The organism is Micavibrio aeruginosavorus EPB (assembly GCF_000348745.1).
Classification (GTDB): domain Bacteria; phylum Pseudomonadota; class Alphaproteobacteria; order Micavibrionales; family Micavibrionaceae; genus Micavibrio; species Micavibrio aeruginosavorus_A.
The window spans coordinates 341,736-365,737 of record NC_020812.1 but is presented as its reverse complement, the minus strand read 5'-3'; the positions used below and the strand labels follow the sequence as shown (position 1 = coordinate 365,737).

At 56.6% G+C, this 24,002-nt stretch carries 23 protein-coding genes; 10 read left to right on the top strand and 13 right to left on the bottom strand.

Annotated features, from left to right (window positions below; translation table 11 throughout):
- Nucleotides 1-42: 42 nt before the first annotated feature.
- Both A11S_RS01595 and A11S_RS01590 read left to right on the top strand, forming a co-directional pair.
- Entirely contained in the window at nt 43-1,368 is a 1,326-nt protein-coding gene (locus A11S_RS01595; RefSeq protein WP_235067942.1) for an N-acetylmuramoyl-L-alanine amidase, read from the top strand.
- Nucleotides 1,369-1,885: 517 nt separating this feature from the next.
- The gene (locus A11S_RS01590) at nt 1,886-2,179 is read left to right on the top strand and encodes a hypothetical protein (protein WP_015466731.1); all 294 of its coding nucleotides are present in this window, start codon (nt 1,886-1,888) and stop codon (nt 2,177-2,179) included.
- Between the two features lie 59 nt (nt 2,180-2,238).
- Here A11S_RS01590 and A11S_RS01585 read toward each other — a convergent pair whose 3' ends face one another.
- The 3 genes from A11S_RS01585 to A11S_RS01575 all read right to left on the bottom strand — a co-directional run bounded on the left by A11S_RS01585 (nt 2,239) and on the right by A11S_RS01575 (nt 5,281).
- A complete protein-coding gene (locus A11S_RS01585; RefSeq protein ID WP_235067933.1) occupies nt 2,239-3,543 on the bottom strand; it encodes a L,D-transpeptidase in 1,305 nt (434 codons plus the stop codon).
- A 39-nt stretch (nt 3,544-3,582) separates the two neighbouring features.
- Entirely contained in the window at nt 3,583-4,806 is a 1,224-nt protein-coding gene (locus A11S_RS01580; protein WP_015466729.1) for an NADP-dependent isocitrate dehydrogenase, read from the bottom strand.
- Nucleotides 4,807-4,927: 121 nt separating this feature from the next.
- The gene (locus tag A11S_RS01575) at nt 4,928-5,281 is read right to left on the bottom strand and encodes a hypothetical protein (RefSeq protein ID WP_148285080.1); all 354 of its coding nucleotides are present in this window, start codon (nt 5,279-5,281) and stop codon (nt 4,928-4,930) included.
- 166 nt (nt 5,282-5,447) lie between these two features.
- Here A11S_RS01575 and A11S_RS01570 point away from each other — a divergent pair, with 166 nt between their 5' ends.
- The 3 genes from A11S_RS01570 to der are packed head-to-tail and all read left to right on the top strand — an operon-like array spanning nt 5,448 to nt 8,880.
- Nucleotides 5,448-6,110: a DUF2659 family protein gene (locus tag A11S_RS01570; protein ID WP_015466727.1), complete on the top strand. Its 663-nt coding sequence runs from the start codon at nt 5,448-5,450 to the stop codon at nt 6,108-6,110.
- Between the two features lie 20 nt (nt 6,111-6,130).
- Nucleotides 6,131-7,453, top strand: a complete 1,323-nt coding sequence (locus A11S_RS01565; protein ID WP_015466726.1) for an outer membrane protein assembly factor BamB family protein — start codon at nt 6,131-6,133, stop codon at nt 7,451-7,453.
- On the top strand, nt 7,453-8,880 hold the full coding sequence (gene der, locus A11S_RS01560; protein ID WP_015466725.1) for a ribosome biogenesis GTPase Der: 1,428 nt from the start codon (nt 7,453-7,455) through the stop codon (nt 8,878-8,880). Before A11S_RS01565 ends, der begins: the two co-directional genes overlap by 1 nt.
- A 9-nt stretch (nt 8,881-8,889) precedes the next feature.
- On the opposite strand, the gene A11S_RS01555 is transcribed toward der, so the two are convergent.
- From A11S_RS01555 to radA, 5 genes are all read right to left on the bottom strand, one after another.
- Nucleotides 8,890-10,137 carry a hypothetical protein gene (locus A11S_RS01555; RefSeq protein WP_015466724.1) on the bottom strand — a complete coding sequence of 416 codons (1,248 nt, stop codon included), beginning with the start codon at nt 10,135-10,137 and terminating at the stop codon, nt 8,890-8,892.
- 267 nt (nt 10,138-10,404) lie between these two features.
- The gene (locus A11S_RS01550) at nt 10,405-10,695 is read right to left on the bottom strand and encodes a hypothetical protein (RefSeq protein WP_015466723.1); all 291 of its coding nucleotides are present in this window, start codon (nt 10,693-10,695) and stop codon (nt 10,405-10,407) included.
- A gap of 105 nt (nt 10,696-10,800) precedes the next feature.
- Nucleotides 10,801-11,511, bottom strand: a complete 711-nt coding sequence (locus A11S_RS01545) for an SDR family NAD(P)-dependent oxidoreductase (protein WP_015466721.1) — start codon at nt 11,509-11,511, stop codon at nt 10,801-10,803.
- An 11-nt stretch (nt 11,512-11,522) separates the two neighbouring features.
- Entirely contained in the window at nt 11,523-12,266 is a 744-nt protein-coding gene (locus A11S_RS01540; RefSeq protein ID WP_015466720.1) for a CvpA family protein, read from the bottom strand.
- Nucleotides 12,267-12,368: 102 nt separating this feature from the next.
- Nucleotides 12,369-13,814, bottom strand: coding sequence for a DNA repair protein RadA (gene radA, locus A11S_RS01535; RefSeq protein WP_015466718.1), 1,446 nt, complete (start codon nt 13,812-13,814; stop codon nt 12,369-12,371).
- A gap of 112 nt (nt 13,815-13,926) precedes the next feature.
- On the opposite strand from radA, the gene A11S_RS01530 reads away from it, so the two are divergent.
- Both A11S_RS01530 and A11S_RS01525 read left to right on the top strand, forming a co-directional pair.
- Entirely contained in the window at nt 13,927-14,886 is a 960-nt protein-coding gene (locus tag A11S_RS01530) for a metallophosphoesterase (protein ID WP_235067922.1), read from the top strand.
- A gap of 82 nt (nt 14,887-14,968) precedes the next feature.
- The gene (locus tag A11S_RS01525; RefSeq protein WP_015466716.1) at nt 14,969-15,454 is read left to right on the top strand and encodes a hypothetical protein; all 486 of its coding nucleotides are present in this window, start codon (nt 14,969-14,971) and stop codon (nt 15,452-15,454) included.
- 2 nt (nt 15,455-15,456) lie between these two features.
- Here A11S_RS01525 and A11S_RS01520 read toward each other — a convergent pair whose 3' ends face one another.
- Together A11S_RS01520 and rpe are read right to left on the bottom strand one after the other, a co-directional pair.
- The gene (locus A11S_RS01520) at nt 15,457-17,097 is read right to left on the bottom strand and encodes a heparinase II/III family protein (RefSeq protein WP_015466715.1); all 1,641 of its coding nucleotides are present in this window, start codon (nt 17,095-17,097) and stop codon (nt 15,457-15,459) included.
- A 38-nt stretch (nt 17,098-17,135) separates the two neighbouring features.
- Complete coding sequence (gene rpe / locus A11S_RS01515) at nt 17,136-17,798, bottom strand: ribulose-phosphate 3-epimerase (RefSeq protein WP_015466714.1); 663 nt, start codon at nt 17,796-17,798, stop codon at nt 17,136-17,138.
- A gap of 265 nt (nt 17,799-18,063) precedes the next feature.
- On the opposite strand from rpe, the gene A11S_RS01510 reads away from it, so the two are divergent.
- Together A11S_RS01510 and A11S_RS01505 are read left to right on the top strand one after the other, a co-directional pair.
- Nucleotides 18,064-19,083 (top strand): DUF6782 family putative metallopeptidase, encoded by a 1,020-nt coding sequence (locus tag A11S_RS01510; RefSeq protein WP_015466713.1) that lies wholly within the window; start codon nt 18,064-18,066, stop codon nt 19,081-19,083.
- 130 nt (nt 19,084-19,213) lie between these two features.
- On the top strand, nt 19,214-20,305 hold the full coding sequence (locus A11S_RS01505; protein ID WP_015466712.1) for a DUF6782 family putative metallopeptidase: 1,092 nt from the start codon (nt 19,214-19,216) through the stop codon (nt 20,303-20,305).
- On the opposite strand, the gene A11S_RS01500 is transcribed toward A11S_RS01505, so the two are convergent.
- Both A11S_RS01500 and A11S_RS01495 read right to left on the bottom strand, forming a co-directional pair.
- Complete coding sequence (locus A11S_RS01500) at nt 20,302-20,847, bottom strand: NUDIX hydrolase (protein WP_015466711.1); 546 nt, start codon at nt 20,845-20,847, stop codon at nt 20,302-20,304. The genes A11S_RS01505 and A11S_RS01500 overlap by 4 nt on opposite strands.
- 4 nt (nt 20,848-20,851) lie before the next feature.
- A complete protein-coding gene (locus A11S_RS01495; RefSeq protein WP_015466710.1) occupies nt 20,852-21,136 on the bottom strand; it encodes a chorismate mutase in 285 nt (94 codons plus the stop codon).
- A 188-nt stretch (nt 21,137-21,324) separates the two neighbouring features.
- On the opposite strand from A11S_RS01495, the gene typA reads away from it, so the two are divergent.
- Nucleotides 21,325-23,169: a translational GTPase TypA gene (typA, locus tag A11S_RS01490; protein WP_015466709.1), complete on the top strand. Its 1,845-nt coding sequence runs from the start codon at nt 21,325-21,327 to the stop codon at nt 23,167-23,169.
- Nucleotides 23,170-23,261: 92 nt separating this feature from the next.
- On the opposite strand, the gene A11S_RS01485 is transcribed toward typA, so the two are convergent.
- Nucleotides 23,262-23,828, bottom strand: a complete 567-nt coding sequence (locus A11S_RS01485) for an EF-hand domain-containing protein (RefSeq protein WP_015466708.1) — start codon at nt 23,826-23,828, stop codon at nt 23,262-23,264.
- Nucleotides 23,829-24,002: the final 174 nt, after the last annotated feature.

The window sequence follows — 24,002 nt, the reverse complement described above, 5'->3', positions numbered from 1 at the left end:
CCCACGACGCGTATGAAACCCACAATGACCGCAGCCGCATCCATGCTTATGAAAACTATCGTTCGCATTGCCCTGATGCTCACCCTGTGGGCAGGGGTGATGATGTGCGCCATTGCCCCCCAAAGCGCCCACGCCCAGAACACCGTCCCTTCTCTGAGCGTCACAGGCATTCGGTTTGGGGCCCACGAAGACAAGACCCGTCTGGTCATTGATTTGAACGCCCCGGCCCAATACCGCGCCTTCACCCTGCAGGGACCGGACCGGCTGGTGATCGACCTGCCGCATTTCGGATGGAGCGTCGGCGCAATCACGCGGCCGACATCCGCCCATGTGACAGACATTCGCCAGGGCCCGACCCAACCGGGCATCTCCCGCATCGTCATTGATATGAACCAGACCGTGGCCATTCGCGGCACGATGATGCTGCCCCGTTCAGGGCAGAGCGGTGACCGTCTGGTGATTGATTACAGCCCCGCCGCCAAGGGCGCGGCCGGACAAAACCAGATCTTCGGCACATTGCAAATCAATGATGCGATCGCCGGGAACAACGATTTACAAACACCCGTACAAACGGTCAGCGCATCCGCCGCGCAGACGGTGCACGCCATCACCCCGACGCACAAACCATCGGCACCACACAATCAGAACAATGCCCCGCTTCCTAAAGGCGAACGCCCGCTGATCGTTCTGGATGCCGGGCATGGTGGCAATGATCCCGGCGCCTTGGGCCCGAATGGATTGAAGGAAAAAAACATCACGCTGGCGATGGCGCGTGATTTGAAAAAAGCATTGGAAGACACGGGCCGTTACCGCGTTTTGATGACGCGGGATAAGGATGTCTATCTGCGGCTGGGCCAGCGCGTTCAAATCGCACGGCACCATAATGCGGATTTATTTATCTCCCTGCACGCCGATTCACTGGACCGTAAACATGTCAGTGGCGCGTCCATCTATACCTTGTCGGAAAAGGCATCCGATTCTGAATCCGCACGATTGGCCGAACGCGAAAACCAATCCGATTTGATTGCCGGATTGGATTTGAGCGTTGAGGATGAGGAAGTCGCCAGCATTCTGGTTAACCTGGCCATGCGCGATACGATGAACCAGTCAAAATTTTTCGCCAACACGATTGTGGACGTCATGCAAAATCACAGCCTGAGCCTGCTGGACAATCCGCACCGTTATGCCGGGTTTGCAGTGTTGAAGGCCCCGGACGTTCCGTCTGTCCTGATTGAAGCGGGCTTTATGTCGAATAACCAGGAAGCCAACAAACTGAATACACCCGCCCACCGCGCCCGAATCGCCGCCGCCATCGTCCGTGGCATCGATGCCTATTTCGAACAGGTTCGCAGAAATGGCGGGAACTAAGGGCGAATTGACCACCGCCCCACTCGCCCACCCTCACGACATTTTCTATAAAACACCACATGCCACGAAAATGCCGCAAACGTTTTGAAAAAAAAGCAAAAATTCGCAAAAACCATATTCAAGTTCCTGTGAGTCGTGTATAAAGATACGGACTTCTGCTCTGGTCAGAGGGCACAAACACGTAGTAATTCTTTACGTGACTACCTAACCATCTTTGGAAAATAATGAGGAACAAAATGAAAAAATTCGTCCTGCTCACGATGGCTGTTGCCGCCGTTGGTCTGTCCGCTTGCTCCAGCACGAACAGTGCACAAGTTGACCAAGCTCCGTACGCTCACGAGCGTACCGTTGGTTCCACTGGCGAGCCGGTATTCCACCACAAGCAAGGCAAATAATTTGCCTGCCTCGACCCTTTGGGGTTGAATGGATACAAAAGACTGTCTGGTTATTCGCCAGACAGTCTTTTTCTTTTGGGCGTTTGATTTATGATGACCCGATGGGGATGGGGATACACACCATGATAAAAAAACTGACCCTCTGGGTCGTTATGGTCGCACTGGGTTCGGCGTGTGGCGCGTTTGTGTTGATGCTGGGGTTACAGCTGGGGCTATACGACGCATTACCGGCGGATGCGCAACTGGATCAATTCAAAACATTATATATGGGCGGCACCATGTGGGCCTGGCTGGCGGGCACGGTGATTGGCGCATTTTCATTGCTGAGCGGCCCGCGTTTTTATGCCGCGTTGGCCAGCCTGCCGCTCACACTGCCCCTGCTGTACAGTATCGTGACATTGATGCGTTTGGTATAAGGCCCAACACCTCCAGCATTCCCGCCTTCGCAGGCATAACGCCTTGAAAAGATGCGACCTTAATCGTTGCCGCTCGCGTCGTCCGCGTCGGCCACTTTCGTCACATCATCTTGCGGTTGATCCGTTGCAGCCTGATCACCGTCGGATTTTTTCTCGTCCTTTTTCGGCGCATCGTCCTTCGGTACATCTTTGTCCACGGGCATCGCGTCCGCTTCGGCGGCGACCTGCTTCACCGGGCCTGGTTTGCGGAACACTTCGATTGGATAACCGCGACGTTCGCGCACGGCGCGACGCACCACCGACCAATCCAGATCATCGGCATATTCACCTGCGACCTTCATAATGACGGCCATGTCGTCATTGCTGAACACATAGCCCGGCAAGCCGCCATCAATTTCCATGCGGTCAACCTGTGCGGTTGTGGGGGATGCCTCGACGAAGAATTTATCGCCAACCCATCCGGCCTTCACCGATTGATCCACCACGTTGACGCTCATGCCCACGGGAACCATGCCAAAGGCCTTGGTGATGTCTTCCGGATACATGCGAATACACCCGCTGCTGAGGCGGCGGCCAATACTGTAGGGCTTATCGGTACCGTGTATCAGATATTCCGGCCACCCCAGATACATCGCATGCGTCCCCAACGGGTTATCCGGTCCCGGTTCGACCACGGCCGGCAGAGCCGGGTTTTCTTCACGCATGCGCGCGGTGGGGCGCCATTGCGGACCATCTTTCTTCCGCACGATCGTGGTTTGACCAACGGGTGTTTGCAATCCTTCACGACCGATCCCGATGGGGTAGGTCAACGGGGCTTTGCCCGGCGTCTTGAAAATATACATCCGCATTTCGGCCAGATTGATCACCACATCGCGGCGTTCCGCCTGAGGTAATAAATGCATGGTCGGGATCACAACCTTTTTTCCCTCACCCGGAATCCACGGGTCCAGATGCTGGTTCGCGGCGCGCAATTCGACGTAGCCGACGTTATATTTCCGCGCCAGCTCGACGAACATGTCGTCATAGGTGGCGACGTGCGTTTTCATCGTGCCGACCCAGTCTTTGTCATACGGCGTAAACGGTGCGGGCTTGGCCGGCTTTTTATCCGGCTCCGGCATGCTGGCCGTTTTTTTGGCGTCTTCTTTCTTGGCCTCGGCCTTTTTATTTTCGGCCTTGCTGCCTTTTTCGTCTTTTTTAGCGTCAGCGGGAGGAGAATCTTTTTTCTCCTCCTCCTGCTTTTCGGCCCCGAACGGGAATTTCAGGAAGGCCAGCTTCATCTCCTCTGCCTGCGCCGGGACAGGCGATGTCCCGAGCATAAGGCCCAGCACCAAGGCGGCTGACAAATGAAGGCGAGAGAAGATCATGATACGCACAGCTTTCCTGTTAAAACCCGTTACAGATATTTACGCGGCCTTCCGCATAGCGGAATCCAGATTGGCGACCACGGCATCCATAAACTGGGTGGTGGTCAGATATTTTTGGTCCGGGCCCACCAGGATCGCCAGATCCTTGGTCATCGCGCCCGCCTCAACCGTGGCAACGCACACGCGTTCCAACGTTTCGGCAAAATCGACCAGCGCATTATTGCCATCGAACTGGCCACGATATTTCAGACCTTGTGTCCAGGCAAAGATCGACGCGATCGGGTTGGTCGATGTTTCCTTGCCCTTCTGGTGTTCGCGGTAATGGCGGGTCACGGTGCCGTGGGCGGCTTCGGCCTCGACACATTTCCCATCCGGGGTCAGCAGCACGGAGGTCATCAGACCCAGTGAGCCAAAGCCCTGTGCCACAACGTCGGACTGCACATCACCGTCATAGTTTTTGCAGGCCCAGACGAATTTGCCGTTCGATTTCACGGCAAAGGCCACCATGTCGTCGATCAGGCGGTGTTCGTACCAGATTTTTTTGGATTCGAACGTCGATTTGAATTCCTGTTCGTACACGCGTTGGAAGATCTCGATGAACTTGCCATCATAGGCCTTCAGGATCGTGTTCTTGGTCGACATATACAGCGGCCATTCACGCGCCAGCGCATAGTTGAAGCAGGAGCGCGCGAACCCTTCGATCGATTCATCCAGGTTATACATGCCCATGGCCACACCAGCCGCCGGGAAGTCGAACACTTCGAATTCCTGGGCCGGGCCACCATTGGCCGGTTCAAACCGCATGGTCAGTTTGCCGGGGCCGGACACTTTGAAATCGGTGGCTTTGTATTGATCGCCAAAGGCGTGACGGCCAATCACGATCGGGCTGGTCCATCCTGGAACGTAACGCGGTACGTTTTTGCAAATGATCGGTTCACGGAACACGGTGCCGTTCAGGATGTTGCGGATGGTGCCGTTCGGCGACTTCCACATTTTCTTCAGGGAAAATTCCTGCACGCGGGCTTCGTCCGGCGTGATGGTGGCGCATTTGACGCCAACGCCGTATTTCTTGATCGCTTCGGCGGCATCGACCGTGACTTTGTCATCGGTGGCATCGCGGTTCTGGATCGACAGGTCGTAATATTTCAGGTCGATATCAAGGTACGGCAAAATCAGCTTTTCGCGGATCATCTGCCAGATGATGCGTGTCATTTCGTCGCCGTCGATTTCAACAACCGGATTATCAACCTTGATCTTGGCCATGGATTTTTGCCTTCCCTCGAAGTTTTGAAAAAATGTCCCGTTAATGTATAGCCCCTTCCCCCCAAAAAACCAGAGGAGAGGCGCAAAAATCCGCGATTTTTTGGGAGTTTTCAGGCTGCGTTTACAGGGGCGGCGGCAAGATGGCGTCGATGGCCAATTCCAGCTTTTCATACACCCGGTCGAACAGGCCGCTTTTGAACGGGCGGCCCTTGCCCTCCTGATGCAGTTCATACATCACCTGCCGCGGGCCGACCTGACGGATCACGAAAGTGAACATCGGGGCATGCGCATTTGTTTTTGCATAAGAAAAGGTCATGACCCCCTCCTCGAAATCACAATCAACAAACCGAGCGTTCAGCACCTTGGTTTGCGCCGCGCGCAGGAACAGGGCGTCCAGACGCTGGAACTGGAACCGGGTGAACCCGGCTTTTTCGAGGGTTTCAAAGCCCGGATTATTGATCAAAGTCAGTGTCATAGGGTCATTATAGCACCCCAACCCCGGGCCGGGGGCGGATTTTTTGCGGGATAAAAGCACCCCGCCACCCCGAATTATGTCATTAAGCACTGGAAACAGAAGGAAAAATGGCTAATATAGCCCCCGATATTGAACCCCGGACCCAATCTAGAGTGGACCACGCATTATGAGCGATATTCTCAACGACATCGACGAAGCCCTGAAACGCGACAAGGCCGAAAAATTCTGGAAAGAAAATGGCCCGACATTGATCGCCGGTGCCGTCATGCTGGTTGTGTTCACGGGGATCTTCTCGGGCTGGAACGCATGGAAGGCGCACACCGCCCGCCAGCAAACCGCCGTCCTGATGGAGGCCATGTCCGGCACCAACCAACCGCAAGATCTGATCACCGCGGCCGACCTGTTGAAGGGTGGGCCGAAAGCCATGGCGCTGTTGAACGCGGCGGGCGATCATATTCGCAATGACAAACAGGCCGAAGCCTTGGCCCTGTACAACACATTGGCCGATGACGGATCCGTTCCGTCCGATTACCGCGACCTGGCCCGTGTCATGGGTGCGCGCATCGCATTTGATACACGCACCGACGCGACGGATTTGAAAGCGCTGTATGCGCCGATTGCAAAAATTGCCAATGACGCAAAAAACCCATGGGCCCTGCACGCCGCCATTCAGGCCGCGATTATCGCGGGCGAAGGACTTAGCGATTATAAAAGCGCACTGGGTCACCTGAACATCGTCCTGCAATCGGAAGCGGCCCCGGCCAGCATGAAGGAACGGGCCCGCGCGCTGGATCACATTTACGCACTGCGCCTGTCGGAACAGAAATAAATTATAAACGGATAACAACCATGAAACGTTTTTCACTGCATCTTCTGTTGCTGGGTACGGCCCTGACGCTGGCCGCTTGCGGATCATCCGATGACAAGGCCCCGTTGCCCGGCACGCGGATTTCCGTTTTGGAAATGCAGCGCGCGTTGGAACCCGACGACATTGCACTGGATGCCCAGGGCTTCATCGCCCCACAGCCGTGGAAAAACGAATTCTGGCCACAAACCGGCGGGTACCCGAACCACGCCATGCAACATTTGTCGCTGAGCGAAGGGTCGCTGAACCGGGTGTGGAAGGCCAATATCGGCGATGGCGGCAATGATCGCCTGCCGCTGGTGTCACAACCGGTTGTGATTGACGGCCGCATCTACACGATTGATACGCGCGCGGAGATGTCCGCCTTTGACGTGACCAGTGGCAAGCGCCTGTGGTCCGTTGATATCGCCCCCGAAGCCGAAGAAGGCGAACCGGTCATTGCCGGTGGCATCGCCTATTCCCAGGGGCAGTTGTTCGTCACCAACGGGTACGCCGAAATTCTGGTCATGAACCCGAAGGATGGCACGATTGCATGGCGCAAGCCCCTGCCCGCGCCGTCCCGCGCCGCGCCGACCGTGATGGATGGCCGCGTGTTCGTCATGACGCTGGATAACAAATTGCTGGCCCTGAACACCGCCGATGGCGCGTTGCTGTGGGAATTTTCCGGTCTGGCCGAAACAACCGGCCTGCTGGGCGCGGCCAGCCCGGCAGCCAGCCGTGAAATGGTTGTGCCCGCATTCTCGTCCGGTGAAATCTTCGCCCTGCGCGTTGAAAACGGCTCCGTCGCGTGGACAGATAACCTGACCTCCTTCCGCCGCACCGGCGGCCTGTCCGGCATGGCGGCCATTCGTGGCCTGCCCGTTCTGGACAAGGGGATGGTGATTGCCGTGTCTTATGGGGGGCGTATTGCCGCGATTGATGAACGCACCGGCGCGCGCGTCTGGCAACGTGATATTCCGGGGTCGGAAACGCCATGGGTGGCGGGCAACCATGTATTTATGATCACCGCCAACAACGAGCTGATCGGCATGAGCCGCGATTCCGGCGCCATTGCATGGGTTAAACCCCTACCAAAGTATGAGGACCCGGACGATCGCAAAGGCGCGATCACCTGGACCGGACCGGTTTTGGCCGGTGGGCGTTTGTTTGTGGCATCCAGCCACGGTTACGTGCTAGAGGTCAGCCCGGCCACCGGCGAAGGCACCAGCGAATGGCGCACCGAAGGCCCCGTGCATATCGCCCCGATTGTGGCGGGCGATACACTTTACATCCTGTCTGATAACGGGACATTGGCGGCGTATAAGTAATGTTTACCCTCGTAATTATTGGCCGGCCCAATGTCGGCAAATCGACCCTGTTCAACCGTCTGGCGCGCAAGCAGATGGCGATTATCGACGACACCCCCGGCGTGACGCGCGATTGGCGCGAGACGGAGGGCTGGCTGCTCGACAAGAAAATCCGCCTGATCGACACCGCCGGTTTGGAAGAAGCGTTTGACGACTCCATGCGCGGCAAAATGCGCCGCCAGACGGAACTCGCCCTGCAGGAAGCCGACGCCGTCTTGTTCATGGTCGATGGCCGCAGCGGCATCACGCCGATGGACAAGCATTTCGCCAACTGGCTGCGCCGTCAGGACATCCCGACCGTTCTGGCCGTCAATAAATGCGAACATGAAAACGCCGCCGCCGCCGGATTGGCTGAGGCCTATGCCCTCGGGCTGGGTGAACCGCTGCCCATGTCGGCCGCGCACGGATACGGGCTGGACGATTTGTACCACATGCTGTCCCCGTATTTTGAGGAAGAAGAAGAGATCGAGGATGCCGCCGCATCATTCGGCCCGTCTTTGACCGAAGAGGAAATCGACGCGCTGGAAGGCAACGAAGATTTTGACCTGAGCGCGATTGAGCCGCAGGTCGATACCGACACCATTCCGCTGCGCGTCGCCTTCGTGGGCCGCCCGAACGTGGGTAAATCCACCCTGCTGAACGCGCTGCTGCAGGAAGAACGCGTGATGACCAGCCCGGAAGCGGGCACAACGCGCGATGCCATCGCCGTGAAATGGACGTACAAGGATCGCCTGTTCCGTCTGGTCGACACCGCCGGTATGCGCCGCAAGGCCCGCATTGACGACCGCCTGGAAAAAATGGCCGTGCAGGATTCCTTGCGCGCCATTCGTCTGGCCGAGGTTTGCGTGCTGGTTCTGGACGGCAACAACCCGATGGAAAAACAGGATCTGGGCATCGCCGAACATATTATCGACGAAGGCCGCGCCCTTGTTCTGGCCATCAATAAATGGGACGCGGTTGAGGATAAAGCCGCCGCGATGAAACGGATCGAAGACCGCATCGAGGCCTCATTGGGCCAGTTGCGTGAAATTCCCGTCATCACGATTTCGGCGTTGAAGGGCAAAAATCTTGGCCCGATGCTGGATTTGATTTTACAGACGCATGCCGTGTGGAACCGCCGCGTTCCGACATCACGCATGAACCGCTGGCTGCGCGGGATGGAAGAACAAAACCCGGCGCCGATGGCCAATGGCCGTCCGAACCGCTTGCGTTACATCACGCAGATCAAGGCCCGCCCGCCGACATTCGCATTGTGGGTGTCACGCCCCGGCGATTTCCCGGATACGTATAAACGGTATCTGATCAACGGCCTGCGCCGCGATTTCGACATTCCGGGCGTTCCGGTGCGCGTGATGATCCGCACCAGTAAAAACCCGTATGTCGACTAAGAACAGGGATTAGCGCGGCGTTACACCCAAGGGGGGCCGTGATGGTCGCTTTGGTGGCGTCCTATCCTGCCCGTCAATTTGCGGTGACAATTTCTTATTCAGAACATCGATGGATGTTTTGTACAAATCCTCAAACGACGCCACGCGATCTTCGAACGTCTTCGGGAAATCACGCACGGTTTCGGTGCACAGCATCGAGCTTTCGGCGTCGGCGATCATGGCTTCGTCATACCCCATCCCGCGCATCAACCCCTTGGCCTTATCGATCAGGACCTGCACCTCACCCCGGACCTTATTGTCCATATATTGGGCCCCAACGCGCATCATGGACCGCACGCGGCGCGTCATCTGGAACACCTGTAAGTCTGTGACCAGACGCTGGGCCTCCTTGCAGATTTCTTCCGGCAGGGTTGACCCATCTTTCTTCATAAAATCAACCGCACGGCCCAAAACATTTTCACTTAAAGGGGTTGATGATTTTACCGCATCCTGCACATAGCTTTCCGAGAAAGCAGAATTTTGGAATTTCGTCGCATCAATAAACTGATCGGCCTTCCACACCCCTTCGTTCCCGCCATTCTTTACCACATGCCGTTCGGCAATCATGGCCGCGCGGATCAGGAAAACCGCCTTGTGCAAGACATCTGTATCTTTCAACCGATCGCTGAAATCACTCCAGCGCAGGGGTTCGGCCCGATCATTGAACAGATCATGGATAAAATTATTCACCCACACATCGCGCAGGAACAATTGGCCAGACCGCACGCGATTGACCAAATCGTCCATCTGCGCCGTAATTTTCCCATCAAAACACCCTTCGGTGACAATCTCGCCATTGTCGGTTTCATGCAGGCGTCCTGATTTATCCGGCACAAATCCTTCGCGCAGGCAGAATTGAACGACATGTTCGAACCCCAAAGATTCCGGCCCGTCGCCAAGGGGCAATAACCCCATTTCTTCCGCCGCGGTTTCGTATGCGACCAGCTTCTGCGCCGCCATGACAAAGGGGACGGATTCATCCATCACCAATGTTTGAACATCACCGGATTTTTTGGTGTATTTAATCACGCGCCAATCATTGGCCCCCTTGGCAATCGCTTTGTAATACTCCTCATCCCCCTCCGGCATACGCGGATTGGTATAAACAAGCGTTTGAAACCGCCGCCCATAATGCGCACCGGATTCTTTGTCTGACACCTCCGGCGCAGGCAAAGTCAGATTTTTCTTTTTATCACGACCAAATGACCACATGTTCATGCCCCAATTCCATTCCCGCGCGCCACCAATCGGCCCCCGTATTATCGGCTATCGTTTGCCGCCGCCCCAGGAGCGCCAATAGGATGCCAGACTGCGCGTCATGCACCAGTCCGCACAATTGCCATAACAGTAATGAGGGACAATGCATTGTTTTCCGTAATTATGCAAGAAATTCAAGCCCATGAAATTTCACATATAAAACAATGCGTTAAAATGAAAAAAGCCGGGCAAAAACCCGGCTTTTCATCCAAATCCGTCGCTATCGGTTTATTGCGGGCCAGCGTTCAGGCCCCGGCGAATGTCGCGCCCTTGCGCCGCCAGCCACAGCACCGCCCGCGCGGCAAAGAAACCGCCAACGGCGGAAAAACCAATCGGCGCAACGGTGAGCCCGGCCACCATGGCAGCCGCCCCCAGCGTGCCCGTCGCGATCATGCCCGGCTTGTATTCATCACAATCCGCATCCGGTGTGGGCAACAGCAGGCCATAGGCCGCATCCTTCGGCGCATTCACAACCGCATCAAACAAACGGAGCAAAGTCCCCTTGGTCAGTTTCGTCATCGGCGTCTTCCCTAATTTTGTTTTTTTGATTGTTCAATACACCTTTGTAGCCCCCACGTCCCGTGGGGGCAAACAATACCGGAAAGATATTGAAAAATAAGGGCTTTACGCCGCCTTCACGCGCTGGCCATGCGTGGTGATGGCCGGGTCGGCCAAGGCCAGAAACGCATCCGCCACATCTTCCGGCGGGATCACGCTTTGCGGATCTTCGCCCGGATAGGCGGCGGCGCGCATTTTCGTGCGCACACGGCCCGGGTCGATGATGTTGACGCGCAGATTGGTTTTTTCATTCTCCGCCGCGTAGGACCGGGCCATCGCCTCCAACCCCGCTTTGGATACGGCATAGGCGCCCCAATAGGCGCGCGGCCCTTCCGCCGCACCGGACGTGACGAAGATCGCACGCCCCGCATCGGATGCGCGCAACAGCGGATCGAGCGTGCGGACCAGGCGGAAATTCGCGGTCAAATTCAAACCAATCACGCGGTCCCATTCCTTGGCATCACCGTGCGGCAGAGGGCCGAGCGTGCCCAACATGCCCGCATTGGCCACCAGAATATCACAGCGGCCAAACCGTTCGGCCAGCGCCGGGCCCAGCGTGTCCACCTTGTCAAAATCCAGCAGGTTGAGCGGGACCAATGTCGCGCGTCCACCCGCATTGCGAATTTCATCATCCAGCGCTTCCAACGCGCCGGTCGTGCGCGCAACCAAAACAACGTGCGCTCCGGCGGCGGCAAAGCGGCGGGCAACGGCCGCGCCGATGCCACGGCTGGCTCCGGTGATAACGGCCACGCGTCCGGTTAAATCAACACTCATCATTCTATTCCTGTTTATTGTTGCGTATCTTCGATCAACTGATCCAGTGTGTCGCGTTGATCGGGTTCATAACCTTCGCTCGCTTCATCCGGCGCAGCAATCGCTTCGGCCCCGTCCTGTACGGCGCTTTCAACATTTTGCATTTGCTCTTTCAATGCATCCAGCGCATCAATGCGTTCGCGTGCGTTTTCAATATCTTCACGCGTGCGTCCTGCGCCCTCGGCCAGTTTTTCGGCGGTATCTTCGGGAATGAAATCCGCCATCCATGCGGCCAGCCCCTCGATATACACGGCGGAGCGGCTGTCTTTAAACCATTCGTCACGATCGCCCTTGTCCACCATCAGATAGACCGGCAGATACAGCAGCGCCAGCAACACCGCCGCGCGCGCAATACCAAAGACCACGCCCAGCGTCCGATCCACGGGACCCAGGCCAATTTTTTTGGCCAGACCGCAGAGCAAATGGCTAACCACCGTCAACGCAATGACAACAACCAGAAAGATGGAGGCATAGGCACAGACCATCGCCACAATATCCATCGGCACGATATCGAACAATTTCGGCATCTCCGCCGCTTCATCCGTCGGTACACCGAGCCAGCCATTGAAGGACGGGCGCACCACCGGGCCCAGCGCCACAGCCGCGACCAGACCACCCACAACCCCGGCAATGGTCAGCACCTCACGGATAAATCCGCGCAGGAAAGCGATAACGGCAGAAATAACGACGATAACGGCGACGACGATGTCGATAAACATGATGGGGCGATTTTCCTTAAAACCCGTGAAATCCTGCCCCGATTGTCGGGGAAAGCGGGGGGAAATTCAAGGTGTTTTGGCGCATAAACAGGGCAAAAACCCCTAGCCTTGCGCATATTTAATGCCGCCGCCCATTTCCCGCTTCATCTCCGAGAACAGGTCAACAATATCCTGCACCTGGGCCAATTCATTCACACGGATGGGCGGGGCCGTTTTGGCCGCCGCGTCGGAGGCCGGGGTTTTCTTCCGCTTCGGGATGCAGGCCTGACCAAACCCCAGCTTGGCGGCTTCCTTCAACCGCACATCGGGCTGTGCCACCTGACGCACCTCGCCGCCCAGACCGATTTCACCGAACAGCACCATGTCCACCGGAACCGGCACGCCGGTCCATGAACTGACCAGCGCCGCCGCCACGGCCAGATCGGCCGCCGGTTCGGTCATGCGAATGCCACCCGCAATGTTCAGATAAATATCCGACGACGATAATTGCACGCCGCAACGCGCTTCCAACACAGCCAGCACCATGGCCAGACGGCTGGTATCCCACCCGATCACCGCGCGTCGCGCCGTGCCCAGCGCCGTCGGCGCGACCAGCGCCTGCACCTCCACCAATACCGGACGCGTCCCTTCCAGCCCGGCCAGCACCGCACTGCCCGCGACATCCTGTTGCCGTTGGGCGAGGAACAGAGCGGAGGGGTTTTCAACCTCAACCAGTCCTTCGTTCGCCATTTCGAACACGCCGATTTCATCGGTGGGACCGAAACGGTTTTTCACCGCGCGCAGAATACGGAACTGATGCGACCGGTCCCCTTCAAAATACAGAACGGCATCGACCATATGTTCCAACACGCGCGGACCCGCGATCTGGCCATCCTTCGTCACGTGACCGACGAACAGGATAATCACGCCGCGACGCTTGGCCACGCGGATCAATTCCTGCGCGGATGTGCGCACCTGTGTCACCGTGCCCGGTGCGCTGTCGATCGTGTCGATATACATGGTTTGAATGGAATCAATGACGATCAGATCAACACCGGAGGCCGATGTATCCTCCATCGTCGCAACAATATCGCGCACGTTGGTGGCGGAGGCGAGTTCAACATTTGCCCCATCCAGTCCCAGACGGCTGGCGCGCAGGCGCACCTGATCCACCGCTTCCTCGCCCGATACATACAGGCATCGCGAACCCCGCGCGCTGAGCGCACACACGGCCTGCAACAACAAGGTCGATTTGCCGATGCCCGGATCACCGCCAATCAGAATGGCCGAGCCCGGCACCATGCCACCGCCCGTCACGCGGTCATATTCGGCAATGCCCGTCACGCGGCGGGGCAATTTATTGGCGTCTTCACCTTTCAAATCGACCAGCGCCAATGTGCGCCCCTTCTTCGACGCGCCCGCCCCGGCCCCTAATCCCTTGGGCGTCGCGGCCTCGGCCACCTCCTCAACAATGCAGTTCCATTCGTTGCAGGATTCACATTTCCCGGCCCAGCGCGTGGTGACCGCGCCGCAGGATTGGCAAACGAAAGAGGATCGGGATTTGGCCATGATGGGTTCCTTATTAATAAGCCCCCTTATCCTGCCCGCAACACGCGAACAAATCAAGAACGATCCGCGCGCCGGATAAACTTGACCCCCGCAAAATGCAACGATAGGCTTCTTGCCATATTCGCTGGGAGGCGTTGATTTGAGTCAGGGGTACGACATTATCGGTGATGTTCACGGGCGCGCCGATCAGCTGGAACGATTGCTGGGCATTCTGGGCTATCGCCGCACATCCACATCCTTCACCCACCCGGATGATCGCAAGGTCATTTTTATCGGCGACATGATCGACCGCGGCCATCAGGAAGCGCAGACCTTGCGCATCATCCGCGACATGGTCGATACGGACAATGCCCACGCCATCATGGGCAATCACGAATTTAATGCCATCTGCTATGCCACACGCAATGCGAACGGCGATTACATCCGCCCGCACAGCAACAAGAACAGGCATCAGCACGAAGCCTTCCTGCACGAATTTCCGTTGGGCAGCGCCCAGCACACGGACACCATTGCATGGATGACCACCCTGCCCGTCTATATGGATCTGGGCCCGTTGCGTGTTGTTCACGCCTGTTGGAATGATGATTACATCACAACATTGACCCCGCATCTGGATCACGGGAACCGCATCAACACAGGCCTTTTGAATGCCTATGACCGCCGCATTGAACCGATTTACACCGCATTGGAAGAAACGCTAAAAGGTCCCGTGGTCAAACTGCCCGATGGCATCACGTTTCAGGACATGATGGGCCATAACCGGGACGAAGCCCGCCTGCAATGGTGGGCCGATGTGAACAGACCGTTGGCCGACATTGTTGACCCGCGCGTGGCCAACATCCCGACCCAGCATCATGGAAAAATTCGTCAGGCGATTGCGCTGAGAAATGTGTTTAACGCAGCCAGCAAACCGACCTTCATCGGCCACTATTCACTGAGCCAGCCTTTGCGCATGCTGTCGGACACGATTGTCGGTGTTGATTACCGCAAGCATTTGACGGCGTATCGGTGGGATGATGGCGAAGCTTTAAGCGCGGCACGGCTGGTGTCGATTCCGGCGTATCGGCCTTAAAGGCTAGAAAGATAAAAACTTAGCGCATTCCTAAAGAGGATGCGCTAGACAAAATTAATAGAATTTTATATACAATACCACCATGGATAGAGCTATTGAAATTTGGGAAAAACTACCCGAATGGGCGCGCTGGATATTATGCTGGCCGCTTATCGTTCTATTCACAGTCCTATCCGGCATTCTAATACAAATCATTTTCTCAAGCAGTGCATGGATGTACGGCCTTGAAGGAATGTCTCCAGACTTTTTCGCCCCACGTTCTTTTTCAGAATTTTGGATGCATGGCGTAATAATAGTTTTCCAGAGCTCTGTGTTTTTCTTTTCGATTTGCTATCTAGTCCCCAGAATACAAGACATCGTCGCAGCCATCTTTGCAATTTTCTCAACATTAATGAACAGCTTGGGAATAATTGGCGTGATCATTACCTTCACAGACGGCGAGACAACAATACTACAGTGCATAAGCGGCACGCTTCTTATGTGCGTAGGCGTAGCGACAGCACTGTACTGGGCCTATAAAATACGAATCAGCATAAAAGACGGCAAAGAACTAGCCGACGTTCTTTAATACTAAGCGCCTTCGCGCTGCAGGGCCCATTTCAGGACTGCGAGATCGGAATTCAGCGTTGTCGTGATGACCAGTTGCTTGGTTTTGCGCGGGCGGCAGCCTTGGCCCATATAGATAGAGTTTTCAAGGCTGAGAATGCCGCCGCTTTGTACAAAGCTCCACCCCGCCCCACCCGGCAGGCGCAACAACGCTTCCGTTCCATCCTTGGTCAACGACACGGTGACGCGCGGGTGCAAATGGAACCGGGCCACGACCCCGATTTCACGGGTCAGATTGGTGGCGCAGGTCAATGTTTCTTCCCCGCGCAAATCATGCCCCTGTTCCGACAGATACAGGCGGCGGCGGTGCGATACACCGTTCAATGGCACATACCCATCATGCACAGCATCGATCAGGCAGGCATCGCCGGTATCCTGACGATTCACGACAACACTGCGCGGGCGACGACCAAAATGACCGTCTTTGCGAATTTCGGCGGCATTGCGCCAATCCAGCGTCACGCTGTTATGCGCGGCAGTTCCGCGCAGCATGTTGCGCCATTCATCATCCACCGGGTTGGACCCGCAGGCGACGAAAATCCGTTCGCGACCATAGCAGAATTCAAACGCCAGCGGTGCGGCATGGGCATCGGCATCGTGCGGATATGGCGGCACGCGACCCGCATCCACCATCAACACGGACCGGCCCACGCTGGCGCGTTCAAATCCAGTGTCAGGCAGTGAACGCAGGATTTTTCCGCGCGCGTTGGACTGCATCAACACGGCATCCACCAGCGCGACATCGCCTTCCTGCGCGCCGTTGAACAGGGCGAAGCCCTTGTCGCTGTAGCGCATGAAGCGCAAAGCCTGGGACGCGCGATCAATGGTGGGTTGAATGTCGTCCGGCACCGGGAACCCGCCCGCGCGCAACGCCCCGCGCAAATCGATCAAGATACGCAAAACATCCAGCAAAACCGCAGGCGAACGGCTGACATGGCCGCCATCGCTCAAAATCTGGCGCGGCAATTCGCGGTCCAGCATGTCCAGCGCCTGTTCCAGCCAGTTTTCGTGCCCTTCGAACCCAAGACCCGCGTAGGCTAGCCCCTTCATCGCATGGAACGCGCCCACGCCCTCAACCCCACGGCCCATCAGCACGCGGGACAAATGGCGCCCCTGGCGCACCAGCGATTCCAGCACCAGCGATTGAAAATCTTCGTCCGCGCTGCCGGCGTAAAAATCATACAGGGCGATCCATTGCGCCATGCGGCGGCCCGTGATGGCGGCATCCCATGCGCTGTCGTGCCAATGGCCGCATTGTTCGATCCAGCTTTCGATCATCATGCGGGCCTGACGCCGCGCGGCATCACCACCCAGCGCGCGCAGATCGCGCAGCCATTCAAATCCATGAATATGCGCGGTCCACACCGCGCTGCATCCGGACGGGGCCCAATCGCCCTGCGCCACCGGAAATTGTTCGCCATGCAATGTGAAAATGCCGTTGCACAGGAAGCGCCCGGCCGCGGCATCACCCGGCCACGGGTCCGCCGGTTTCACGATCAGATGTTCGGGAACGGTACCATTCAGGGTCCAGCGATAGAGCGCGCTGTTATACGTGGCGGAATGCACACGGTGTTTAATTTTATGAATGATATTCAAATTCAACATGAACCTAAGAAAACCCTGAAAACGCCCGAACCTAATCTTCAACCACGTAACGCGGCAATATTCGCCGCGTACGTGTCCGCACCCCCGGAAAACACCGCCGTCCCCGCCACCAGAACATTCGCCCCGGCGGCAATCACTTCGCGTGCCGTTTGGGGATTGATGCCCCCATCCACTTCCAGATCAATGTCGCGACCCGATGTGGCAATTTTTTGACGCACAGAGCGAATTTTATCCGCGAGCGGAATATAAGCCTGCCCGCCGAAGCCCGGATTCACCGTCATCACCAAAACCAGATCGACCAGATCCATCACATGATCCAGCACATCGACCGGCGTCGCCGGATTGAGCGCAAGGCCCGCACGCTTGCCCAGACCACGAATGGTTTGCAGCGAACGATGGAAATGCGGTGATGCTTCCGGATGAATGGTGATGATATCGGCCCCGGCGGCGGCAAAGGATTCCAGATACGGATCCGCGGGCGCGATCATCAGATGCACGTCGAAAATCTTCTGCGAATGCGGGCGCAACGCCTTCACCACATTCGGGCCGATGGTTATATTGGGCACGAAATGGCCATCCATGACATCAACATGGATATAATCCGCCCCGGCGGCATCGATCGCGCGCACGGCATCGCCCAGCGCCGCGAAATCGGCGGACAGGATCGAGGGCGCAATGCGAATCGGGCTGGTGGCGGTCATAATTGCGAAAAAACCGTTTTGAAACCGAGGCTTATGGGGAAATGACGGGGCGCGGAACTGCATACGTCATAATTCAATGTACCAAAGAAATCAGGGGCTTTCACCACTTATCCTCACCCTGTGGGTAAAATTTCTTTGTGATTCCAACAGATTCCCCAAGATTGGGCGTGACATCCCCCCGCAGACCTCTATCGTGGTTGCAGGCCGTTAGAGCCACACGTTTTGCATAAGACAAAGCGTTATAAAAGACAGGGATACCAGACCAATGACTCCACACTTCCGCAAGGTTCGCCCATGGCGAAACCTGATCACCGGATTGAGCACCAGCACGGCTTTGCTTCTGGCCCTCTCCGCACCGGCGAATGATACGCCCCTCCACGCACAGGCCCCCACGCCGCTGTATAATCCGGACGCCCCCGCACAATCATTCCCCACCCATGTTGTGGGCCATGCCCAAAAATTTGACGGGCTGTGCGCCCCCGTGACTGGTCCCGGCCCCAGCCAGTATGCCAACCGCCGGGTGCAGGCGCTCAACAGCCTGATGGAAAAAACACCGCTGGGCCGTCACATCTGGGAACAGGCCGCCACCTATGACAAGGGTCCGGCCTGGATCTGCTTCACCCCGTCATCGGACATGTACGCGTTTTATTACACGGGCACGGGCGTTCTGGTTTTAAACAGTGATTTGCCGGAGGGCGAACATATCGCCGCCATTCCGCATGAATTGCGCCATCTGGAACAGGAACGCCGCGGCTTCATCGCCGATGCGCTGGGCTTCACCGATGAAGATGACCGCCTGAATCTGCAACTGGCGAAGGAAGCCGATGCGGAAACATTCGCCACGCTGACATTGTGGGAATTGAAACAAGCGGGCTACCCCGCCGGATGGGATGCCCACAACAACACATCCGTCTGTCCAGAGACGATGAACAATTGCTACGCCATGATTTCAAAAACATTTGAAGCCGTGGCCGCGGCCGACCCCACCGCGATCACAAACGGCACCGCCGCACGCGCAGCGTTCCGCGAATGGTATGCGGATCTGGAATTGATGGATCGGTATGAACGGCACCATTACGGCTACATGGGCCGTGGCCGCCATTTCCCGCCGCGTGGCAGTATGTCATCCCACACCGTGCCCGCGGATGATTTTGCCAAGGCGGTCACGGGATTGGGTTTCATCGCACCGTACGGGTTTGACTATCTGGGCGGCGATGTGGCCAAAATCCTGAAGCGCCCCGCCTACAGCACAAAAATCTATTACGGGGACGACCCTGCCCCGTAAAAATGGCCAAATCCATGATCGTTCCCAGTTTTTTGTACAAAAAACTTGGCAGAGAAGGGCAAATCATGCTTTTGTTTTCATAACAAAAGCATGGCGATCATAACACGCTTAGAAAACAGGGACAGGGCCAATGCGTTTATCCAGCCTTTATAATCGCGATACCACTGCACACAGCCGCGCCGCCTTCATGGTCAAGGCCCGGTCGGTTTTGCTCGGATCGGCGTTGGCGATTGGGGCCCTAGGCCTTGGCGGATGCTCCAGCGTATCCAAGGCCATTCAACCGATGCTGCCCGATTCCATGAAAAGCGCATCACAGGAAACAGCCGAACAGGACGCCGTCGTGGCCCCGACACGCTACGATCCGTCCGCAACGATGTTGATTCCACCACGCAACCTCAATCGGTTTTTGGCCAAAGCGGACGGTCAATGCGCACCCGTGACCGGACCGGGCCCGAATGGGTACGCGAATGCCAGGGTGCACGACATTTATTCCATGCTCAGCACATCCGCGATTGGCCGCGATCAATGGGCCAACGCCGCCCAATACAAAACAGGCCCGGCATGGATCTGCTTTAACAAAAACATGCGGGGCCATGGCGCGTATTATAATGGCGAGGGCGTGCTGGTCCTGAATGACAAATCCACAATGGCCGCGCAAATCGCCGCCGCATCGCACGAACTGGCGCATTTAACGCAGGAGCTGGAGGGTCTGACCCCGTATGCTTTGCGCAACGTGCTGGATGAAGAAGGTTTGCTGCACCTGTTCTTTGCACAGGAAGCCGCGGCCGAAGCCCTGTCCGTTCAAGCGCTGTGGGAAATGAAGGAAAGTGGTTTTCCCGGACCATGGCAGGGGCACAACACCCTCAAAGGATGCAGCAGCACGCCAGGCATCTGTTACAAATCCGTGTCCGACGCCTTTGCCCGCGTTGCCAATGATGATCCGGACAATGTCACGAATGGTGCCGCGATGCGCGCCGCCGTCTATGCGTGGTATCACCATCCGGTGACCGTTTCCGCCTATCGCTCCATGTTCTTCCGCGATTCCGGATTTGCCCCGTTCAAGGCCAGCAAAATTCCCGGATCCGCCGATAACGAAATTCTGGGGCGGCTGGGTGAAGTGCCCACGTACCAGATCAATTTTATTGAAGATGCGGGTGGTCTGCGCAATATCCTGATGCAGGGATCGCCACGCAAAGCGGCCTTCCCGTCATACAAGCCCTAAGCCAGCGCGCGCCATTTGCCCAGCATCCGGGCCACAGACCCCGGCCCGGTCAGCGCGATGGCGTCATCATAACTGCACCAGCGCATATCGATGGATTCATCGCTGATGGCAAAGTTTTCGTCATCATTTTTCAGACGAAAAATAAAACGCACATCGTAATGTAAATGCGCGGGTTCACCGCGTTTCAAACTGTACGGGATGGGGTGGATATCCAGATCGAAAATACCATCCATCACGGATTCAAACGCGCTGAAGCCGGATTCTTCCACCAGCTCGCGCGCCGCGACATCCAGCAAGTCGGCGTTGCCATCCGCATGCCCGCCAAATTGTAACCAGACATTCAGCGCCCGATGATGGTTGAGCAGCACGCGCGATCCATCGCGGTTGACCAGCAACGCCGACCCGGTGAAATGCCCCGGCAAATGGGTGCGATCAAAACAGGGCGCGCCAGAGGCCAGAAAAGTCAGCATCGCCCCCCGATCAATCGCTTCCTTGTCGTCCATCGGGGTATGGCGGGTCAAAGCGGTCCGCAGATCGAACATGACCTTATGCGGCCTTCCCGGCTTTGATCTGTTCCTCCAGATCACAGCTCCATTGGATCAGCATGGCGTAAAGCGCCCGGACCAGATCGGGGTCCAGCCCCTTTTCCGCCGCGCGGGCGGCATTGCGTTCCCGCACCTGATCCACCCGGTCCTGCAGGATGGCCGGAATGCCTTCGCGGGCCTTTAAATGGCCAACTTCGGCAATGATTCCAGCCCGTTCGACCAACAGATCAACGATTTTATCATCCAGCGCATCAATCCGGGCGCGATAGGGTTTCAAGATTTCCATGGGCCTATCCTTTGGCTTGAGTGTCCGCGGATCTTAACGATTTTTCCCCCTGGCGGAACCCCGAAGGCCGAAAAACAAACTTTAAACCCCCGAAACACGCGGAAACAGGCTTTTTTTATGGCATTGAAAGCCTATTTCCTGTACACAAACGCCAGTTTTTCGCAATCGCAACAATAGGTTTAGAGTTTATGACGTTCGTCCAGAATCTTCGCAACATCGCCATTATCGCCCACGTTGACCATGGCAAAACCACTTTGGTGGACAATATCCTGAAACAATCCGGCACCTTCCGCGACAACCAACAGGTTGCCGAACGCGCCATGGACTCCAACGATCTGGAGAAAGAACGCGGCATTACCATTCTGGCAAAATGCACCGCGGTGCAGTGGAAAGATGTACGCGTCAACGTCATCGACACACCGGGCCACGCCGATTTCGGTGGCGAGGTTGAGCGCATCATGAACATGGCGGACGGCGTTTTGCTGTTGGTCGACTCCGCTGAATCCGTTTTGCCGCAAACCAAATTCGTTCTGGGCAAGGCCCTGAAAAAAGGTCTGCGTCCGATTGTTGTGATTAACAAGATTGACCGCCCGGATGCGCGCCCGGACGAAGTTCTGGAAGAAGTGTTCGACCTGTTCGTATCTTTGGACGCCGCACCGGAACAATTGGACTTCCCGGTTGTGTACGCATCGGGCCGCGATGGTTGGGCCTCCATGGAACTGGACGGTCCGCGCGAAAACCTGTCGCCGCTGATGGATCTGGTTGTGTCCCACGTTCCGCCTCCGGGCCTGGAAGTGGACGCCCCGTTCACGATGCTGGCCACGTTGCTGGACCGCGACCCGTATCTGGGTCGTGTTCTGACCGGTCGTGTGACATCCGGCCGCGCGAAAGTGAACATGACCGTCAAGGCGCTGAGCCTGGATGGTAAAACCGTTGAAAACTTCCGCCTGACCAAATTGCTGTCCTATCGCGGATTGCAGCGCGTTCCGGTGGAAACAGCGGAAGCGGGCGACATTATCTGCATCGCCGGGATGGTGAATGCATCGGTGTCCGACACGATTTGCGAACCCTCCGTGACCACCCCGGTTCCGTCGACCCCGATCGATCCGCCGACAATGTCCATTACGCTGACCGTCAACGATTCCCCGTATGCGGGCACCGAGGGCAAAAAGCTGACATCGACCATGATCCGTGACCGTTTGATGGCCGAAGCCGAAACCAACGTCGCCATCCGCGTGAACGAAAGCGCGAACAAGGATTCGTTCGAAGTGGCCGGCCGTGGCGAATTGCAATTGGGCGTGTTGATCGAAAACATGCGCCGCGAAGGGTTCGAATTGTCCGTATCCCGCCCGCGCGTGCTGTTCAAGAAAGACGAGAACGGCCAGTTGACCGAGCCGTATGAAGAAGTCTTCATCGACGTGGACGAGGAATATACCGGTGCGGTTGTTGAAAAAATGACCCAGCGTAAAGCGGAAATGACCGACATGCGTCCGTCGGGCGCGGGCAAAACCCGTATTACGTTCCTGGCACCGTCCCGCGGTCTGATCGGATATCAGGGCCAGTTCCTGACCGATACGCGCGGTACGGGCGTGATGAACCGCCTGTTCCACTCCTATGGCCCGTACAAGGGTGATATGGCGGGCCGTCGCAACGGCGCGCTGATCTCCACGGACAAGGGTGATGCGGTTGCATACGCCATCTTCAACCTGCAAGATCGTGGCACGATGTTCATCGGCCATGGCGACAAGGTGTATCAGGGCATGATCGTCGGCGAAAACAGCCGCGACAACGACCTGGACATCAACGTGCTGAAGGGCAAGAAACTGACCAACATGCGCGCCAGCGGTTCGGACGAAGCCGTGACCCTGGTCCCGCCGCGGAAGATGAGCCTGGAAGACATGATCGCGTACATCAATGATGATGAACTGGTCGAAGTCACGCCGCAGTCCCTGCGTCTGCGCAAAAAATTCCTTTCGCCGAATGACCGCGAAATTGCGAAGAAAAAATCCGCGAAGGAATCCCTGAGCGCGTAAGTGCGAACAAACGATAACGCGCGCGTCAGTGCGTGAATGAATAAAAAAGCCCGGCCACCATCATGGTGCCGGGCTTTTTTTCAACCTGCGGATTACTGGTTATACAGATACGATTCCGCGACTTCTGGACGCAGGGCAACTTCGTATCCGCGTTTCCATTCGCTCAGCTCGATCACACGGGATCGATCAGTATCCAGTTGCCAGAACCCCATTTCAATAAAGTCACGGGGGGACAGGCCACGCGGATCTTTGGCAAACCGATCCAGCATGGATTTTTCGATAAAGCTTTGCTGGCTCAGTTTTTCCATGTCGTCGATGATGCCGTCATCGTTATAATCAAAATACAGGATCGTGCCGCGTTCCATCGGGATGTAAGTCAGCACGTTGCGTTGATCAAATTCGACGTTATCAATGACGCCATTGCCATCGTTGTCAAAGCTGATGAACAGGCGTTCACCAACCTCATCACGGGAGAGGATACCGTCCTTGTTGGTATCGAAGGCACCAAAATTCACGACGGTTGTGTTGGGCATATCGATTTGCTTGACGTATGTGTCACGCATCACGGTCTCAGCCCCAGCCGGTATCGCGCCCAGAGCCAGAAACCCAGGGACCAGAACAGAACCGGTCAGCAATATTCTACGCATCAGATTTTTCATGTGGAGCCTCCATTGACTTCATTCATGGTGTTTAAGTTTGCAAACAAAACACCCCACCCAGCGAAAGGAGACAGGCCTGCTGTCGGCCCAATCTTATTCAGGGCACGACAAACAGGCCTTGCCCCCTTGCGTAATAAGGGAGATCACATCCCCCTCATTTCAAGCCCCGATTTA

Bases quoted from the DNA above. Each gene is read 5' to 3' on its own strand.
- A11S_RS01595 (WP_235067942.1), top strand. From the start codon at position 43: ATGCTTATGAAAACTATCGTTCGCATTGCCCTGATGCTCACCCTGTGG.
- A11S_RS01590 (WP_015466731.1), top strand. From the start codon at position 1,886: ATGATAAAAAAACTGACCCTCTGGGTCGTTATGGTCGCACTGGGTTCG.
- A11S_RS01585 (WP_235067933.1), bottom strand. From the start codon at position 3,543: ATGATCTTCTCTCGCCTTCATTTGTCAGCCGCCTTGGTGCTGGGCCTT.
- A11S_RS01580 (WP_015466729.1), bottom strand. From the start codon at position 4,806: ATGGCCAAGATCAAGGTTGATAATCCGGTTGTTGAAATCGACGGCGAC.
- A11S_RS01575 (WP_148285080.1), bottom strand. From the start codon at position 5,281: ATGACACTGACTTTGATCAATAATCCGGGCTTTGAAACCCTCGAAAAA.
- A11S_RS01570 (WP_015466727.1), top strand. From the start codon at position 5,448: ATGAGCGATATTCTCAACGACATCGACGAAGCCCTGAAACGCGACAAG.
- A11S_RS01565 (WP_015466726.1), top strand. From the start codon at position 6,131: ATGAAACGTTTTTCACTGCATCTTCTGTTGCTGGGTACGGCCCTGACG.
- der (WP_015466725.1), top strand. From the start codon at position 7,453: ATGTTTACCCTCGTAATTATTGGCCGGCCCAATGTCGGCAAATCGACC.
- A11S_RS01555 (WP_015466724.1), bottom strand. From the start codon at position 10,137: ATGAACATGTGGTCATTTGGTCGTGATAAAAAGAAAAATCTGACTTTG.
- A11S_RS01550 (WP_015466723.1), bottom strand. From the start codon at position 10,695: ATGACGAAACTGACCAAGGGGACTTTGCTCCGTTTGTTTGATGCGGTT.
- A11S_RS01545 (WP_015466721.1), bottom strand. From the start codon at position 11,511: ATGATGAGTGTTGATTTAACCGGACGCGTGGCCGTTATCACCGGAGCC.
- A11S_RS01540 (WP_015466720.1), bottom strand. From the start codon at position 12,266: ATGTTTATCGACATCGTCGTCGCCGTTATCGTCGTTATTTCTGCCGTT.
- radA (WP_015466718.1), bottom strand. From the start codon at position 13,814: ATGGCCAAATCCCGATCCTCTTTCGTTTGCCAATCCTGCGGCGCGGTC.
- A11S_RS01525 (WP_015466716.1), top strand. From the start codon at position 14,969: ATGGATAGAGCTATTGAAATTTGGGAAAAACTACCCGAATGGGCGCGC.
- A11S_RS01520 (WP_015466715.1), bottom strand. From the start codon at position 17,097: ATGTTGAATTTGAATATCATTCATAAAATTAAACACCGTGTGCATTCC.
- rpe (WP_015466714.1), bottom strand. From the start codon at position 17,798: ATGACCGCCACCAGCCCGATTCGCATTGCGCCCTCGATCCTGTCCGCC.
- A11S_RS01510 (WP_015466713.1), top strand. From the start codon at position 18,064: ATGACTCCACACTTCCGCAAGGTTCGCCCATGGCGAAACCTGATCACC.
- A11S_RS01505 (WP_015466712.1), top strand. From the start codon at position 19,214: ATGCGTTTATCCAGCCTTTATAATCGCGATACCACTGCACACAGCCGC.
- A11S_RS01500 (WP_015466711.1), bottom strand. From the start codon at position 20,847: ATGTTCGATCTGCGGACCGCTTTGACCCGCCATACCCCGATGGACGAC.
- A11S_RS01495 (WP_015466710.1), bottom strand. From the start codon at position 21,136: ATGGAAATCTTGAAACCCTATCGCGCCCGGATTGATGCGCTGGATGAT.
- typA (WP_015466709.1), top strand. From the start codon at position 21,325: ATGACGTTCGTCCAGAATCTTCGCAACATCGCCATTATCGCCCACGTT.
- A11S_RS01485 (WP_015466708.1), bottom strand. From the start codon at position 23,828: ATGAAAAATCTGATGCGTAGAATATTGCTGACCGGTTCTGTTCTGGTC.